The 16,505-nt window shown below is 50.7% G+C and carries 14 protein-coding genes; 4 read left to right on the top strand and 10 right to left on the bottom strand.

Going from position 1 to position 16,505, the window contains the following annotated elements; genetic code table 11:
* Nucleotides 1-33: 33 nt before the first annotated feature.
* Nucleotides 34-1,794, bottom strand: a complete 1,761-nt coding sequence (yejM, locus tag OQV04_RS05450) for an LPS biosynthesis-modulating metalloenzyme YejM (RefSeq protein ID WP_032281229.1) — start codon at nt 1,792-1,794, stop codon at nt 34-36.
* 19 nt (nt 1,795-1,813) lie between these two features.
* Nucleotides 1,814-2,041, bottom strand: a complete 228-nt coding sequence (locus OQV04_RS05445) for a YejL family protein (RefSeq protein ID WP_001135667.1) — start codon at nt 2,039-2,041, stop codon at nt 1,814-1,816.
* A gap of 181 nt (nt 2,042-2,222) precedes the next feature.
* On the opposite strand from OQV04_RS05445, the gene yejK reads away from it, so the two are divergent.
* Entirely contained in the window at nt 2,223-3,230 is a 1,008-nt protein-coding gene (gene yejK / locus OQV04_RS05440; protein ID WP_000050789.1) for a nucleoid-associated protein YejK, read from the top strand.
* Nucleotides 3,231-3,368: 138 nt separating this feature from the next.
* Here the strand turns inward: yejK and rplY are convergent, their stop codons facing one another.
* Together rplY and OQV04_RS05430 are read right to left on the bottom strand one after the other, a co-directional pair.
* The gene (rplY, locus tag OQV04_RS05435) at nt 3,369-3,653 is read right to left on the bottom strand and encodes a 50S ribosomal protein L25 (protein WP_000494183.1); all 285 of its coding nucleotides are present in this window, start codon (nt 3,651-3,653) and stop codon (nt 3,369-3,371) included.
* A 124-nt stretch (nt 3,654-3,777) separates the two neighbouring features.
* Nucleotides 3,778-5,538, bottom strand: a complete 1,761-nt coding sequence (locus OQV04_RS05430; RefSeq protein ID WP_000578056.1) for a DEAD/DEAH box helicase — start codon at nt 5,536-5,538, stop codon at nt 3,778-3,780.
* Nucleotides 5,539-5,686: 148 nt separating this feature from the next.
* Here OQV04_RS05430 and rsuA point away from each other — a divergent pair, with 148 nt between their 5' ends.
* From rsuA to OQV04_RS05415, 3 genes are all read left to right on the top strand, one after another.
* Nucleotides 5,687-6,382, top strand: a complete 696-nt coding sequence (rsuA, locus tag OQV04_RS05425; RefSeq protein WP_001234850.1) for a 16S rRNA pseudouridine(516) synthase RsuA — start codon at nt 5,687-5,689, stop codon at nt 6,380-6,382.
* Nucleotides 6,383-6,409: 27 nt separating this feature from the next.
* Nucleotides 6,410-7,600: a multidrug efflux MFS transporter Bcr gene (bcr, locus tag OQV04_RS05420; protein WP_000213385.1), complete on the top strand. Its 1,191-nt coding sequence runs from the start codon at nt 6,410-6,412 to the stop codon at nt 7,598-7,600.
* Nucleotides 7,601-7,933: 333 nt separating this feature from the next.
* Complete coding sequence (locus tag OQV04_RS05415; RefSeq protein WP_032281228.1) at nt 7,934-8,278, top strand: YejG family protein; 345 nt, start codon at nt 7,934-7,936, stop codon at nt 8,276-8,278.
* Between the two features lie 3 nt (nt 8,279-8,281).
* On the opposite strand, the gene yejF is transcribed toward OQV04_RS05415, so the two are convergent.
* The 6 genes from yejF to mepS all read right to left on the bottom strand — a co-directional run bounded on the left by yejF (nt 8,282) and on the right by mepS (nt 16,192).
* A complete protein-coding gene (gene yejF, locus OQV04_RS05410) occupies nt 8,282-9,871 on the bottom strand; it encodes a microcin C ABC transporter ATP-binding protein YejF (RefSeq protein ID WP_045177184.1) in 1,590 nt (529 codons plus the stop codon).
* A gap of 1 nt (nt 9,872) precedes the next feature.
* On the bottom strand, nt 9,873-10,898 hold the full coding sequence (locus tag OQV04_RS05405; protein ID WP_000088916.1) for an ABC transporter permease: 1,026 nt from the start codon (nt 10,896-10,898) through the stop codon (nt 9,873-9,875).
* Nucleotides 10,898-11,992: a microcin C ABC transporter permease YejB gene (locus OQV04_RS05400; RefSeq protein WP_000501604.1), complete on the bottom strand. Its 1,095-nt coding sequence runs from the start codon at nt 11,990-11,992 to the stop codon at nt 10,898-10,900. Before OQV04_RS05400 ends, OQV04_RS05405 begins: the two co-directional genes overlap by 1 nt.
* Nucleotides 11,993-13,807 carry an extracellular solute-binding protein gene (locus OQV04_RS05395; RefSeq protein WP_042003105.1) on the bottom strand — a complete coding sequence of 605 codons (1,815 nt, stop codon included), beginning with the start codon at nt 13,805-13,807 and terminating at the stop codon, nt 11,993-11,995.
* Between the two features lie 81 nt (nt 13,808-13,888).
* The gene (locus OQV04_RS05390; protein ID WP_000470594.1) at nt 13,889-15,445 is read right to left on the bottom strand and encodes a cyclic di-GMP phosphodiesterase; all 1,557 of its coding nucleotides are present in this window, start codon (nt 15,443-15,445) and stop codon (nt 13,889-13,891) included.
* 180 nt (nt 15,446-15,625) lie between these two features.
* Nucleotides 15,626-16,192, bottom strand: a complete 567-nt coding sequence (gene mepS / locus OQV04_RS05385; protein WP_000241011.1) for a bifunctional murein DD-endopeptidase/murein LD-carboxypeptidase — start codon at nt 16,190-16,192, stop codon at nt 15,626-15,628.
* Nucleotides 16,193-16,505 lie beyond the last annotated feature (313 nt).

Raw genomic sequence — 16,505 nt, 5'->3', positions numbered from 1 at the left:
AGTAAGATATTTCGCTAACTGATTTATAATTAATCAGTTAGCGATAAAACGCTTCTCGTCTGTCAGCACTTGCAATAACAAACTTAACTGTGGTTTTTCATCTTTCACTCTTTCACCACGTAAGTTGTAAGTGCGGTATTTACCGTTATTGTTCAGCACCAGCGTCTTTTTCGGGGTGGTAATTGCCAGCGTATCGTTATCCGCTGCGGTAACCCAGTAATGACGGCGTTGAGGGTTGAACAAATCCTGACCTTGCGAATATTCGCTGGCAGGTGTGCTGACATGTAGCAGGCGTTGCATCAGCGTCGTCATCAGATCGGTATGATCAGTCAGCGCATTAATACGCTGCGCCGGCGTGCCTGGCCAGTGAATCACTAATGGCACCTGCAGATGACCGTGGGACCAGTCAAAGGTTTCTTCCTCTTCGCTCAGTGGAATACCCCGACCGGCAGTGATAATCACCACCGTATTGTCCAGTTTGCCAGAATCACGCAGTGTATTGAGCACGCGGTTGATCTGGTCATCGACATTGCCTGCCGCCCGGCTATATTTCCGTGCAAATGCCTGCTGATTGCTGTCGTCAATGTTAGTACCATTGAAAGAGACCCACGAGAACCAGCGGTTATCTTCTTGTGCGTAGCGTCCCAGCCAGTTGATCCACTGCGTGGCGGTCTGCTCGTCGGATTGGGTGCGTACGCTCGGCATCGAGAAATCTGACAACAATGCCTGGCGATACAGCGGGCTGGTAAAGCCATCTGATGAGAATAACCCCAGCTGATAGCCTTGCTGATTAAGCGCAGTAATTAATGCCGCAGGCGTACGGGTCGACAGAATGCCGTCCATATAGCTTGGCGAGATGCCATAGAACAGGCCAAAGATGCCGTTGTCTGTAGTGTTGCCGGAGCTCATATGGCGCGTGAACGAAATATTTTGCTCAGCAAAACCTGCCAGCGCAGGCATCTGCTTCTCGAAGCGTGAGTAGTTCAGGCCATCGACAGTAATCAACAGCACATTCTGCCCGGTGCCCATATCGCGATAGCGCAGTTCGCTTAACGGATACTGAACGGAAACGGCGTCTGGATTACCTTGCTCAATAAGACGGCGTTGATACTCCTGCGCATCAAGCAGGCCATGCTTCTCAAGAAAACGTCGCGCCGTCATCGGGTACGAAAGCGGCAGGTTAGCGCGCTGCATGGTGATAGGGCGATAGAAGTTGGCATCGGCCCAGATATACACCACATGCGAGGCGATAAAGGCGATAAATAAGAATGCGGCCAGCGGGCGCGCGAAGCGTCGACGACGCGTCAGGCTGCGCAGCTTTTGCCAGCTCCACGTCGCAAACACCAGTTCAAGCAATAAAATAACCGGCACGCTGATGAACATCAGCTGCCAGTCGCGCGCCATCTCATTTTCGTCTGGGTTGATAACCAGTTGCCAGACGATGGGATTAAGATGGAGATGGAAACGAGTAAAGACTTCGCTATCGATCAGTAATAGCGTCATTCCCGCCGTTGCCAGAATGACGGACAAAAACCTCATCAGCCTCTGGGAGCCGACGATAAAGGTCAGCGGGAAGAGGATCAGCAAGTAGGCGGCGAACACCAGGAAGCTGAAATGGCCGATAATGCTTACGTAGGAATAAATGCGACCAGCAAGCGTGGTCGGCCAGTCGGCGATAAACAGGTAACGGCTGCCAATGACGAGCGAAAGCAGAATATTGAACAGTGCAAACCAGTGCCCCCAACTGACCATCTGGGAGACTTTTTCACGGTAGCGCTGACGATGAGTTACCATAACCTGTTATCTGTTTCCCTTAGTGCGCTTTGTCTTCGTTGATAGAGGACTGTAAGGCGCGGGCAAAAGAGTTGGCAATTGCCTGGCGTTGGGCCGGGGCAATGCTGGTATTGATAAGGTTAGTGACCATGTTGCCTAACACCATCAGGGAAAGGTCGGTCGGAGCCTTATGTTTTTCCAGTACGTTGAGCAGCTCTGCGAGCAATTGTTCAACCTGTTCATCACTGTAGCGGGAAATTTGTGGCATAAATCGAAATCAGTTAGTTGATGAAAGGGCAACATATTACCGTAGCAACGGTTTTTTTTCTGCTTTTTTATGCGTTAAATCATTCTCGTTACGCCGCCTTCTGTAAAATGACCGCCATCTTTTATTGCGTCGCTTAACCGGCGGTGGTTGAATACCGCCCGGTCTTAAAGGAGAGTTTATCATGAGTCTGGATATCAACCAGATTGCTCTGCACCAGCTTATCAAGCGTGATGAGCAGAACCTTGAGCTGGTGTTGCGCGATTCATTGCTGGAACCGACAGAAACCGTCGTTGAGATGGTGGCAGAACTGCATCGGGTCTATAGCGCCAAAAATAAAGCTTACGGCTTGTTTAGCGAAGAGAGTGAACTGGCGCAGACGCTGCGCTTACAGCGTCAGGGCGAAGAGGACTTTCTGGCATTTAGCCGCGCGGCAACCGGTCGCCTGCGTGACGAATTAGCGAAATATCCTTTTGCTGACGGTGGATTCGTGCTGTTTTGCCACTACCGTTATCTGGCGGTGGAGTATCTGCTGGTGGCAGTTCTGAGCAACCTGAGCAGTATGCGCGTTAACGAAAATCTCGACATCAACCCAACCCATTATCTTGATATCAATCATGCGGATATTGTTGCGCGTATCGATTTAACCGAATGGGAAACCAATCCAGAGTCCACCCGCTATCTCACTTTCCTGAAAGGGAGAGTAGGGCGCAAAGTGGCGGATTTCTTTATGGATTTCCTCGGGGCCAGCGAAGGTTTAAACGCGAAAGCGCAAAACCGTGGGCTGTTGCAAGCGGTTGATGATTTCACTGCCGAAGCACAACTGGATAAAGCAGAGCGACAGAACGTGCGCCAGCAGGTTTATAGCTACTGTAATGAGCAGCTGCAGGCAGGCGAAGAGATCGAACTGGAGTCGCTGTCGAAAGAGCTGGCAGGCGTCAGCGAAGTGAGCTTCACGGAGTTTGCGGCTGAAAAAGGCTACGAACTGGAAGAGAGCTTCCCGGCAGACCGTAGCACACTGCGTCAGTTGACGAAGTTTGCCGGTAGCGGCGGTGGCTTGACTATTAACTTTGATGCGATGCTGTTAGGTGAACGCATCTTCTGGGATCCAGCAACCGATACCTTGACCATTAAAGGCACGCCGCCGAATTTGCGCGACCAATTGCAGCGCCGGACGTCTGGCGGCAATTAATCGGCTTTGTGTTCTGAATGCCAGATGCGGCGTGAACGCCTTATCTGGCCTGCAAAAAATAGCAATACCGTAATCAGGCATAATCTGCAGATACAAAAAACCCCGCCGGAGCGGAGTTTTTTACAACTTATTCAGCAATTAAGCGCGAACGAAGTCGATGTGCTGCAGCTTCGGTTTGTACGGGTGACGCTGTACGTCCTGAGCTTTAACTTTGATTTCTTTACCGTCAACAACGATGGTCAGAACTTCGCTGTAGAATTCAGCTTTAGCTTGCATGTTCATGACTTTGTCGTGATCCAGCTCGATAGCCAGCGGTGCTTCTTTGCCACCGTAGATGATTGCCGGGAACTTGTTAGCGGCACGCAGGCGGCGGCTCGCACCCTTACCCTGCTCTTTACGTACTTCTGCGTTGATAGTAAACATTTCTTTCTCTCTTAAATTAATCCTGCTACAGGCGACCCAGCAACAGGTAAGTGATCTGCTTTGCGTATGCAAAAGCGGGCGAGATTCTATACTCAATCGCCTTATACATCAATCAAAACTACCATTAACCGCGTAATTCGTGCGCCCGACGAAAACGACCTTCGTAATCGAACACTTTTTCACGCACTTGCCAGTACTGACCTTTCATGCGGGCAACGACAAAATCCGGGTGTCGCAATAAGGCTTGCTGGGCGAGGATATCGGCGGCGGTGATCCAGCGCAGAGGGATGCCCGGTGTGCGCGTATGCGGGCGGATAAAAAGCTGCTCGAAGGCGGTACGCTGGGCGGGCGTTTGCAGACGGAAACGCTCACTCACATCCGCGCCGTCTTCATCGTAATAGGTGATTTTCAACCATTCGCCTTTCTCGTCGTGCCCATGCTGTAAAGACATGCCGCTACAGCGTAATACCAGCGCGTCTTTCAGTCGTAGCGCCGCTTTTAACATATCATCCGGATCAACCAGTACGGTGTCACATTCGCGGCAGCGGCGGGCGGCAATATCGTTTTCCGCGTTACATTGCGGGCAATTTTTAAAACGGAAACGGAAGTCACACTGTTCGCGATGACCGTCGTCATCTTCAAACCATCCCTGGCAGCGACGACCAAAGTGTTCAATCAATGTCCCGTCGGCGGTCGTTTTCCCCCAAAAGGTGTTGGCAAAACCACAGGCAGGGCAGAAAACCTGTACCGGGACGTTGTCACTTTTGCCTTTAGGTGTACCAACTTCCGGCGCGTAGAGATCGTGAGGATTACCCGCATAATCAAGGATTAAACAATCAGTCTTGCCCGGAGCGAGACGCAGACCGCGCCCGACAATTTGTTGGTAAAGACTCACTGATTCGGTAGGGCGCAGAATGGCGATAAGATCGACGTGCGGGGCGTCAAATCCGGTGGTCAGTACTGCGACGTTGACCAGATAGCGAAAACGCTGGGCTTTAAAATCTTCAATTAACACATCGCGCTCAGCGCCGGGGGTGTCGCCAGTAATCAGTGCAGCATCTTCGGCGGGTAGTAATCCCACAATCTCTTTTGCGTGTTCAACGGTGGCGGCGAAAATCATCACCCCTTTGCGTGTTGCAGCAAACTCCATAATCTGGCTGATGATGTGCGGGGTAATACGTTGTTGTTTTTTCAGCTCACGGTTGAGATCGGCTTCGCTGAACAGCCCGTTACTCTGTGCCTGCAAGCGGCTGAAATCGTATTGCACTACTGGCATATCCAGTCGTTCTGGCGGCGTCAGATAGCCGTGTTTAATCATATAACGCAGCGGCAGCTCATAAATGCAGTCACGGAAAAGGGCTTTCTCATCGCCGCGTACCATGCCGTGATAATGGAACTGGTAGATCCAGCCTTTGCCCAATCGAAAAGGCGTGGCGGTCAGCCCCAGCAGGCGTAAGTGGGGATTCACTTTTGTCAGGTGAGTAAGGATTTGCTGATACTGGCTCTCTTCATCGTCACCAATACGGTGGCATTCATCGACAATCAACAGCGAAAATTCACCCTGAAAGGCATCAAGATTACGGGCGACTGATTGCACGCTGCCAAATACCACTTTACCGTGGCTCTCTTTGCGCTTTAGCCCGGCGGCAAAAATATCGGCTTCCAGCCCCAGCGCCTGATACTTTGCATGGTTTTGCGCCACCAGTTCTTTAACGTGTGCCAGCACCAGCACGCGACCACGAGCCAGCCGCGCAAGTTCCGCTATCACCAGGCTTTTACCTGCACCGGTGGGCAGCACGATAACGGCAGGGGTTTTATGACGACGAAAATGGTTGAGCGTGGCATCCACGGCTTCTTGCTGATATGGGCGAAGTGTAAAAATCATGGTCTCGCGTAGGTAGATTATTCTGCTAATAGTATGCCACGGATCTTTTTCCCTTGAGGGAAGTTATTAGACCGCTATACTGGGCAGACAACAGTTCAGATTTTCGGGTCAATGCCCGACCTCCGTTTTTACAGGCAAAATCACACACATGCGACTTGATAAATTTATCGCACAGCAACTCGGCGTTAGCCGTGCTATTGCCGGGCGTGAAATCCGCGGCAATCGTGTCACCGTCGATGGCGAAATCGTCCGTAATGCAGCGTTCAAACTGCTTCCTGAACATGATGTCGCTTACGATGGCAACCCGCTGGCGCAGCAACACGGTCCACGTTACTTCATGCTCAATAAGCCTCAGGGCTATGTTTGCTCCACGGACGACCCTGATCACCCAACGGTGCTCTATTTTCTTGATGAACCAGTGGCGTGGAAACTGCACGCCGCAGGGCGGCTGGATATCGATACCACCGGTCTGGTGCTAATGACTGATGATGGTCAGTGGTCGCACCGCATTACTTCTCCGCGCCATCATTGCGAGAAGACCTATCTGGTGACGCTGGAATCACCCGTAGCTGACGATACGGCAGAGCAATTTGCTAAAGGCGTGCAGCTGCATAACGAAAAAGATCTCACTAAGCCGGCGGTGCTGGAAGTGATTACCCCAACGCAGGTTCGTCTGACCATCAGCGAAGGGCGTTATCATCAGGTGAAACGCATGTTCGCCGCCGTGGGTAACCATGTGGTTGAGCTGCATCGTGAACGTATTGGCGGCATTACGCTGGATGCTGATTTAGCCCCCGGTGAATATCGTCCGTTAACTGAAGAAGAAATTGCCAGCGTCGTCTAACTTTTCAATGACTTTCAGGAGCCCGTTGTGACCACCCGACAGCATTCGTCGTTTGCTATTGTTTTTATCCTTGGCCTGCTGGCCATGTTGATGCCGCTGTCGATTGATATGTATCTGCCCGCGCTACCGGTAATTTCAGCGCAGTTTGGCGTACCGGCGGGCAGTACGCAGATGACCCTCAGTACTTATATTCTGGGCTTTGCGTTGGGGCAGTTAATCTACGGGCCGATGGCAGACAGCTTCGGGCGTAAGCCGGTGGTTCTTGGCGGTACGCTGGTGTTTGCCGCCGCCGCGGTGGCGTGTGCGTTGGCACAAACCATCGATCAGCTGATTGTGATGCGTTTCTTCCACGGGCTGGCGGCGGCTGCGGCCAGCGTGGTTATCAACGCTTTGATGCGTGATATCTACCCGAAAGAAGAGTTCTCGCGGATGATGTCGTTTGTCATGCTGGTGACAACCATTGCACCGCTGATGGCACCGATAGTTGGCGGCTGGGTGCTGGTGTGGCTGAGCTGGCATTACATCTTCTGGATCCTCGCCGTGGCGGCGATTCTGGCTTCGGCAATGATCTTCTTTCTGATCAAAGAAACCTTACCACCGGAGCGTCGCCAGCCTTTTCACATTCGTACCACTATTGGTAACTTTGCGGCGCTGTTCCGTCATAAGCGTGTCCTGAGTTATATGCTGGCCAGTGGTTTCAGCTTTGCCGGGATGTTCTCGTTCTTAAGCGCCGGACCGTTTGTCTACATTGAAATTAACCACGTCGCGCCGGAAAACTTTGGTTATTACTTTGCACTAAACATTGTTTTCCTGTTCGTGATGACCATCTTTAACAGCCGCTTCGTTCGCCGCATTGGCGCGTTAAATATGTTCCGCTCGGGGTTGTGGATACAGTTTATTATGGCAGCGTGGATGGTCATCAGTGCGCTACTGGGGCTGGGATTCTGGTCGCTGGTGGTTGGCGTTGCGGCGTTTGTGGGCTGCGTGTCGATGGTGTCATCCAATGCGATGGCGGTCATTCTTGATGAGTTTCCCCATATGGCGGGAACGGCATCTTCGCTGGCAGGAACCTTCCGTTTTGGCATAGGGGCAATTGTTGGCGCATTGCTTTCTCTTGCGACCTTTAACTCTGCATGGCCGATGATTTGGTCAATTGCATTCTGCGCAACCAGCTCCATTCTCTTCTGTCTGTACGCCAGTCGGCCGAAAAAACGGTGATCTATTGCACAACGAGGAAGCTAAAAAGGCTTCCTTTGTTGATGCATGTCAACCACAAATCTATCATTCCCCCGATATATGTTTATTTTATGTAAAATCAATTTATGTAAAAAGTCACATCATTGTAGTTAAAAAGGTTGAGTTAGATCGCAGAAACGGGTACATATAGCCCCGCAAACGTGACCACGCCCGCAGATATTACTTAAATCAGAGCCATAGAGGCCACGCAGGCGAGGCATCAATCTTTACGATCTGTATAAAGACGGATTGTTGATGATATGTTAAAATTGATGTAAATAAATTGTGAAGTAAATGTGCTTCCGGGGAAAATAAGTGACTTCATTACAACTCTCAATCGTCCATCGACTGCCGCAGAACTATCGCTGGTCTGCTGGTTTCGCAGGTTCGAAGGTTGAACCGATTCCGCAAAATGGACCGTGCGGTGACAACAGCCTGGTGGCGCTTAAATTGCTTAGCCCGGATGGTGATAATGCATGGTCGGTGATGTATAAACTAAGCCAGGAGTTAAGCGACATCGAAGTTCCATGTTCGGTGCTGGAGTGTGAAGGTGAGCCGTGCCTGTTTGTAAATCGCCAGGACGAGTTTGCTGCAACATGCCGATTGAAAAATTTTGGTGTGGCAATTGCCGAACCCTTTTCAAACTACAATCCTTTTTAAGCGTCAGCTCAACGCCAGTAGCTGACGCGTATACTCCTGCTGCGGTGTGGCAAACACGCGCGCGCACGGTCCTTGTTCCACTACTTCCCCTTGTCGCAGTACGATAACCTGATGACATAACGCGCGGACAACGTGCAAATCATGGCTGATAAACAAATAGGCCAGTTGATGCTTTTGTTGCAATGATTTCAATAGCGTCAATATTTGCGCCTGTACCGTTTTGTCGAGTGATGATGTCGGTTCATCAAGTATGATCAGCGAGGGCTTAAGAATTAATGCCCTGGCAATCGCAATACGTTGTCGCTGACCACCAGAGAACTCCGCCGGATAACGGTGGCGTGTTTCAGGATCTAATCCCACTTCATGCATCACGGCTATCACTTGTTGTTCGCGTTGTGCGGCAGAAAGCGTCGGCTGGTGAACCCGTAAGCCTTCCTCAATAATCTGCAAAACGTTGAGTCGTGGGTTGAGCGAGGAGTTTGGATCCTGAAATACCACCTGAATGCGATGACGAATAGGTAACAGCTGGCGGCGATTTAAATTTTGCAGTGGCTGACCGTCAAAGATGATGCTGCCCTGAGAATTAATCAGTCGCAGCAGCGCCAGTCCCGTCGTGCTTTTCCCGGAACCGGACTCGCCCACTAAACCCAGTGTTTCACCCGCTCGTAGCGTAAAACTGATGTTTTTCACCACCACATTATGATCCACAATGCGCTTCAAAATCCCTTTGCGAATGGGGAAGGCAACCTGAAGCTGTTCAACATCCAGCAACGTTGAGGCAGGTTCTGGCAATGGCACCGGGTCGCCTGACGGTTCACTGTTGAGTAGCTTTTGTGTGTAAGGATGAGTGGGTGAGGCAAATAGCGTAGCGGCGTTATTTTGCTCGACACAGCGACCGTTTTGCATTACCGCCACGCGGTGGGCCAGTTTTCTGACAATGCTGAGGTTATGAGTAATAAACAGCATGCTCATATTCAGCTCGCCTTGCAGTTCGCGCAACAGCTGTAAAATCTGCGCCTGGACAGAGACGTCCAGTGCGGTGGTCGGTTCATCGGCAATTAATAATTCCGGTCGCGTTAACAGTGCCATCGCAATCATCACCCGCTGGCGTTCGCCGCCGGAGAGCTGATGCGGATAATCTGTCAGCCGTTTTGCCGCCTGGCGGATACCGACGCGATCAAGGCAGTTAAGAATTTCGCCACGAGCCGCTTCCCGACGCATCCCGCGGTGGAGTGAAAGCACTTCATAAAGCTGTTTTTCCAGGGTATGCAATGGATTTAACGACACCATCGGCTCCTGAAAAATCATGGCGATCTTATTACCGCGTACACCGCGCAACGTTTGATCGCTGGCATGAAGCAGCGATTCGCCATGAAAACGAATATCGCCGGAGAGATATTCAACCGGCGGGGATGGGAGCAGGCGTAAAATTGACAGCGCGGTAACGCTTTTGCCTGAACCTGACTCACCCACCAGCGCCAGCGTTTCGCCAGCCTCAATCTGTAGTGAAACATCATTGACTACTGTACGTACGGTTTGCTGATGGCGAAAACCCACCGACAAATCTTCAATCGCTAACAGAGTTTGCGTCATGCTACACCGCCTTATTAGGATCAAATGCGTCGCGGACGGCTTCACCAATAAAGATCAGCAAAGACAATAATATCGCCACCGACAAGAAGGCGGTGATCCCAAGCCACGGAGCCTGAAGGTTATTTTTCCCTTGTAACAGCAGTTCACCGAGTGACGGTGAACCGAGCGGCAGACCAAAGCCGAGGAAATCGAGTGAGGTCAGGGTGGTGATCGAACTACATAAAATAAACGGTAAAAAGGTGAGGGTCGCGACCATGGCATTAGGCAACATATGACGCAGGATGATACTGCGATCGCTGACGCCAAGCGCCTGCGCCGCACGAATGTAGTCGAAATTACGGGTACGTAAAAACTCCGCCCGCACCACGCCGACCAGACTCATCCAGCCAAACAAGACAGTAATTGCCAGCAGCCACCAGAAGTTAGGCTGTACGACGCTGGAAAGTAAAATAATCAAAAACAGCGTCGGCATCCCCGACCATACTTCAATAAAGCGTTGTCCCCAGAGGTCGACTTTACCGCCGTAATAGCCTTGTAGCGCCCCCGCCAGCACGCCCATCACGCTGGAACAGAGAGTCAGCATCAGGCCAAACAGAACCGAGATCCGCGTGCCATAGAGAATACGTGCCAGCACATCGCCGCCGTTGGCATCCGTTCCCAGCCAGTTTTGCCGGGAGGGTGGAGAAGGGAAGGGCTTATCGGTAGCAAAGTTGATACTGGTAGCACCAAAGCGAATCGGTGCCCACAGTACCCAGCCGTTATTTTCCAGCCGTTGTTTCAGCCACGGGTCCTGATAATCAGCCTGACTTGCCAGAGGGCCGCCAAAATCGCTTTCACTGTAATTTTTCAACAACGGGAAATACCAACTGCCGTCATAACGCACCAGCAACGGTTTATCGTTGGCGATAAGTTCAGAACACAAACTCAAACCAAACAAAACGAGGAAAATCCATAACGACCAGTAGCCGCGACGGTTATGGCGAAAACGCGCCCAACGGGCCTGATTGACGGGGCTGAGTCGCGACATTAACGTCCCTCAAAATCTATACGCGGATCGACCAGCGTATAGCTGATATCACTGACAATATTCAGCAGCAGGCCAATCAGGGTGAAAATATACAAGGTACCAAACATTACAGGATAATCGCGCGAGACGGTCGCTTCGTAGCCCAGTAAGCCAAGGCCATTGAGTGAAAACATCACTTCAATCAGCAGCGAGCCGGTGAAGAACATGCTGATAAACGTCGCCGGAAAACCGGCAATCACCAGCAGCATGGCGTTGCGGAACACATGTTTCCAGAGAATATTTTTTTCACTTACCCCTTTCGCACGCGCGGTCACCACGTATTGCTTGCGCACTTCATCAAGGAATGAGTTTTTGGTCAGCATGGTCAGCGCCGCAAAGCCACCAATCACTGTCGCCAGCACCGGCAGCGTGATATGCCACAGATAATCGGTGATTTTCTGATACCACGGCAGCGAATCAAAGTTAGCGGAAACCAGGCCGCGTAGAGGGAACAGGTCGAAATAACTGCCGCCCGCGAAGAAGACAATCAGCAGGATGGCAAACAAAAAGGCCGGAATAGCGTAGCCGATGATGATAAATGCGCTACTCCAGACGTCAAAGCGGCTCCCATTATAAACAGCTTTGCGAATGCCTAACGGAATCGACACCAGATAGATAATCAGCGTGCTCCACAATCCGAGGGTGATGGAAACCGGCAGACTGTCTTTAATCAGCGTCAGCACCGAGGCGCTGCGAAACAGGCTATCGCCAAAATCAAAGCGGATGTAGTCCCAGAGCATTTTGAAGTAACGTTCGTGGATCGGCTTATCGAAACCGTAGCGATGAGTGATCTCGGCGATCACTTCTGGATCTAATCCGCGTCCGCCACGGTAATTACTGTCGCTGATATTACCGACGCCCGTTTGCGCATGGCTGGCGCGAACGCCTTCACCGCCTGCGCCGGGTAATACTCCGGCATTACCAAACTCAATGGCGGCGATGGCCTGGTCGACCGGACCGCCAGGCGCAATTTGCACGATGAAAAAGTTGATAGTGATAATCGCCCATAACGTTGGGATCACCAGCAACAGACGGCGAATCAGATAAGCGCCCATCTACTCTCCCTGTTGTCTGGCTGACGGCAGTTTGGCCGCTTTATTAACGTCATACCACCAGGTATCGATACCCAGGCTGTAAACAGGGCGTACAGCGGGTTGGGAGAATTTATCCCACCAGGCGAGACGGTCTTCCGCCATGTACCACATTGGCAGCATGTAATAATTCCACGTTAATACGCGATCCAGTGCTCGCCCCAACGGCAGTAATTTTTCTTTATTTCCCTGCGCGGCAATAATTTGGTTGATCAGCGAGTCGATAACCGGGCTTTGCACGCCGGGGGCATTATAAGTGGAATTGATATATTCCGATGACCAGGAAATCTGTAAATCGGAACTGGGCCACGGCATCGCCCGCCATAGGCGCGGCATCATGTCATAGTCGCGACTGCGCATGCGGTTGGTGATTTGCGAGTTATCCACCTTGCGAATGTCCATGTTGATACCCAGCCGTTGCAGGCTGTGCTGGAACGGCAATACCCACTGACTATTGCTGCTTGCGGGAAGCAATAATTCAAAGCTGAGCGGCTGACCCGTTGTGGCATTAACGCGTTGCTGACCCTTCAGCACCCAGCCCGCTTCGTTGAGAAGTTTGTCGGCTTTTAACAGGTTGTCACGATCGTAGCCATCGCCTTTGGATACCGGCGGCTGGTAGATTTGTGTGAAGACTTCTGGCGGTAGATCTTTTTTCATTGGTGCCAGAAGCACCAGCTCCGCGGCGTCGGGGTAATTTCTGGCCGCGTATTCGGTATTCTGAAAATAACTGTTCGTGCGACTCCAGGCATTGTAAAACAACGCCTTGTTCATCCATTCAAAGTCAAAGGCGAGGGTGATTGCTTCCCGGACCCGGCGATCGCTGAATACCGGACGTTGGATATTAAACGCCAGCCAGCGCGTATCCTGGGCTGATTCGTTCTTTTGCTCATCTTTGATGATGTATTTTTTATCGAAATTTTTACCGGTATAACGCGTGGCCCAGTTTTTAGCGTCGTTTTCCATACGCAAATCAAAGGCACCTGCTTTAAACGCTTCAAAGGCGACATTATCATCGAGGTAATAATCGTAGCGAATGGTGTCGAAATTCCAGCGTCCACGGTTTACCGGTAAGTTTGCTGCCCAGTAATCTTTCACGCGGGAATAGACAATATTTTGCCCCATTTTCCAGGACGTAATTCGGTACGGACCACTGGCAAGCGGAGGCGTGGCGAGCGGATCGCTAAGTTTGTGATCCTTCCAGTACTTTTCTGGAAATACCGGCAGCGAAAACAGACTCAACATATCTTCTTTGCCGGGTTTAGCTAACTCAATGCGCACGGTTAACGGCGCAATGGCTTTGACGGTGGTGCCTTTGTAGACCAGACGAAATTGCGGCACGCCTTCGGTCATAAATTTTTGAAAAGTAAACTCTACATCGCGGGCAGTAATGGGCGAACCATCATGAAAACGGGCGCGCGGATTAATAGCGACCTCCACCCAGGAATAATCGTCAGCATAGCGTGCGCTTTCAGCAATCAGCGGGTAATAACTGCCTGGTTCGTCATCGGAAGTCGTAAATAGCGTGTCGTACAGCTGCTCGGTGCGTGCGCCCGGGTTGCCGCGCAGTGCATAGCGGTTGAAATTATCGAAGGTGCCGAGGGCTGACAACGTTATCTGCCCACCTTTTGGCGCGGCGGGGTTCACATAATCAAAATGGTTGAAATTAAACGCGTACCGGGGTTCGCCCAGCACGGCAAAGGCATAGCTTTCCTTGATAGCCTGCGCCTGCGCACCAAAGGTGAACAGAGCGATAAACAGCAGCAGTATGCGCACAATCATCTGCAACGGATTTCCTTTTACTCATCATTAGCCGCAATCCGGCATGCTTTCACTATGAATAATAAGGGACGTAAGCACACCTTACCACTGCGGCGTATACGGTTTCTTCAGCCAGCGGACAAAATCGTCCAGCGGTAACGGGCGACTAATCCAATAGCCTTGCATGAAATTAACGCCGCGTTCGCTTAGCCATCGCGCCTGTTCCGGCGTTTCGACCCCTTCAGCAACCGTCAGCATATTGAGGCGTTTCGCCAGCGTCAGCACCGCGTCAAGTACGGGTGAAGTGATCGTTTCCGTACCGATGGCGTTGATAAATCCACGGTCAATTTTCAGATAATCGAGCGTAAAACGCTCAAGATAGATAAGCGCGCTGTGCCCGGTGCCGAAGTCATCAATAGCAATTTCTACGCCGACCGAGTGCAGCCAGGCGAAGAGTTGTGTGGCTTCTTGCTCTTTCAGCATATCGCGCTCGGTAATTTCCAGCACAATCTGGAAATGGTGTGCGGGTAGGGAAGTGAGCAGTTTCTGGATATCTGCTTTAAAGCTTTCGCTGTGCAGATGGTCCGGCGCAATGTTAATGCCAAATTTGACGCCTACCGGCAGCACTTTTTCTAATTCTGCGGCATCGCGGGCAATTAACTCAAACAGGTGCTGAGTCAGCGGCACAATCATCTTTTGCGATTCGGCAAAGTTAATGAAGGCATCCGGGGGAATTTCTCCCGCGACAGGATGCCGCCAGCGTAGCAGTACTTCCAGGCCCGTTACTCGCAAAGCTTGTGTATCCACCACCGGTTGATACGCCACGTAAAATTGTTCGCGCTTGATGGCGGTCATGATTTCTCTGCCGGGGCGCATACGTACGCTCATCAGGTAATAGCAGAGCAGGCCAACGACAGTTCCACTCATGCCGCCCAGTAAAAATGCGTACCACACATCGTTCCATGTCCAGTCATCTGCATAAAGCCGAACGGTCAGAGGAATGCCCGCAATTTTAGTTTCACGGACTGGCATGTCGGTTAACTCATTAACGTTCATCAAACGTGAAGAAAAGGTAGATAGCGCAGTATTACCAATAATGAGGGCGACGCCATCGTAATCTTCCTGCCTTGAACTATAAAAGAGAGAAGGCGTCAGGTTGAGATTCAGAGCGGCAAAGACGCCGCTATTTTTCAGCAAAGGGTTGCGATACCAGATGACGATTGCGGGTTTGTTCGGCACCATCGGCGTGCCGGGTAAGATCGCCATATCGACATTTTTATTAATGTCGAGCGCCGGAATCAATTCATTGAGTGGAATGTCCATCTCACCGGTCGCAGATGAACAGAATGTTTTTTTATCTTTCACCAGCACAAACGTACGGACATTCATGCTAAACGCCGCGCGGGCGGTCAGTTCGGGGTTAGCCTGCTGGCAGGTATCTAAGGTCAGCGGCTGGAGCCGGTCAGTAGTGGATTTCAGGTCGGCAAAATAGGTATCGAGATACTTTTGTACGTCGGTAATCAGTGTGTCGTATTTGACTTCGTGCTTATGCCAGGCCACTAAAAACTGAAGGCAACTCACCAGTATCGCAATCATTACGCCTGCAACAATGCAGGTAAGCAGGAGCTTACGTCCAGAATTGGGAGCGCGTATGAACATGATTCCGTTAATTTCCTGAAATTACGACAACATTTAAAAGATAACAATGACCGGACTATAGCCTGGATCAAGACGCGGAAACATCATTTTCTCTGATGAATGAAAACAAAAAAGCACTGCCTAAGCAGTGCTTTCAGTTAACTCGTCAGGATAGCCAAGGGATTGCATCCAAACGGTTTATTAGCTGCGGCTGAGAACCCGGCGTGCTTCGTTGTAACGCTTCTTCCAGTACGGTTCATTCATGCTAGAAATAATAACACCACTGCTGGTGGAAGCATGGACAAACTGATTGTTGCCGATATAAATACCGACATGGCGTCCCGTTGAACCGGCACGGAACAGAACTAAATCACCCGTACGCAAATTACTGCGGGAAACAGATTTACCCATTTCCTGCTGTTCGTAAGTCGAACGCGGAAGTTCTAAGCCAAATTGCTCACGGAATGTACGCTGTACGAAACCAGAACAATCGATACCTTTTTTAGTGCTGCCGCCCAGACGATAACGTACGCCTTTCCAGTCAGCATACTGATCCATAATTCGCGATTTTACGTCGACATTACGAACCAGGTTTTCAAATTCATCCTGAGAAGCTTGCAGTGATGATGTTTCACTACCCACTGCACGTGTCTCAGGATGCATATTCTTTGCGGTGTTATTTGCACTACATGCAGAAAGCAGAACCGCTACTGCAATCGCGGGGATCCCGCGCAAGATATATCTCAAAATCGGTTGAGATTTGACCATGTTGTTTGTTTTCCCTTGAAGTCCTTAACGACAAATATCGTTATAAAAAAATGCCAAGCGACACGAGACTAATTACCTGGGCATGTTGAAACAATTCCTTAAGGCCAAATCTGTGGACTAACGCACAAAATTATATGCTGTGAGGATAATCTACCGCCGAGGCAAAACGAGTTCGAGATTACCCGATTGGTGCGGTCTTGGCGAGCGGTTTTACATGATTTTTTATAAGAAAAAGTGATACAGAAAGTTAATAAGCGGGATTGGTCAATTAAAGTACGATTGAGTGAAACGCATGCAATCCATTCATTTACTT

Source organism: Escherichia sp. Lx600-2 (assembly GCF_036662595.1).
In the GTDB taxonomy this organism is placed as follows: domain Bacteria; phylum Pseudomonadota; class Gammaproteobacteria; order Enterobacterales; family Enterobacteriaceae; genus Escherichia; species Escherichia coli.
This window is presented reverse-complemented; position numbering and strand designations above follow the sequence as displayed.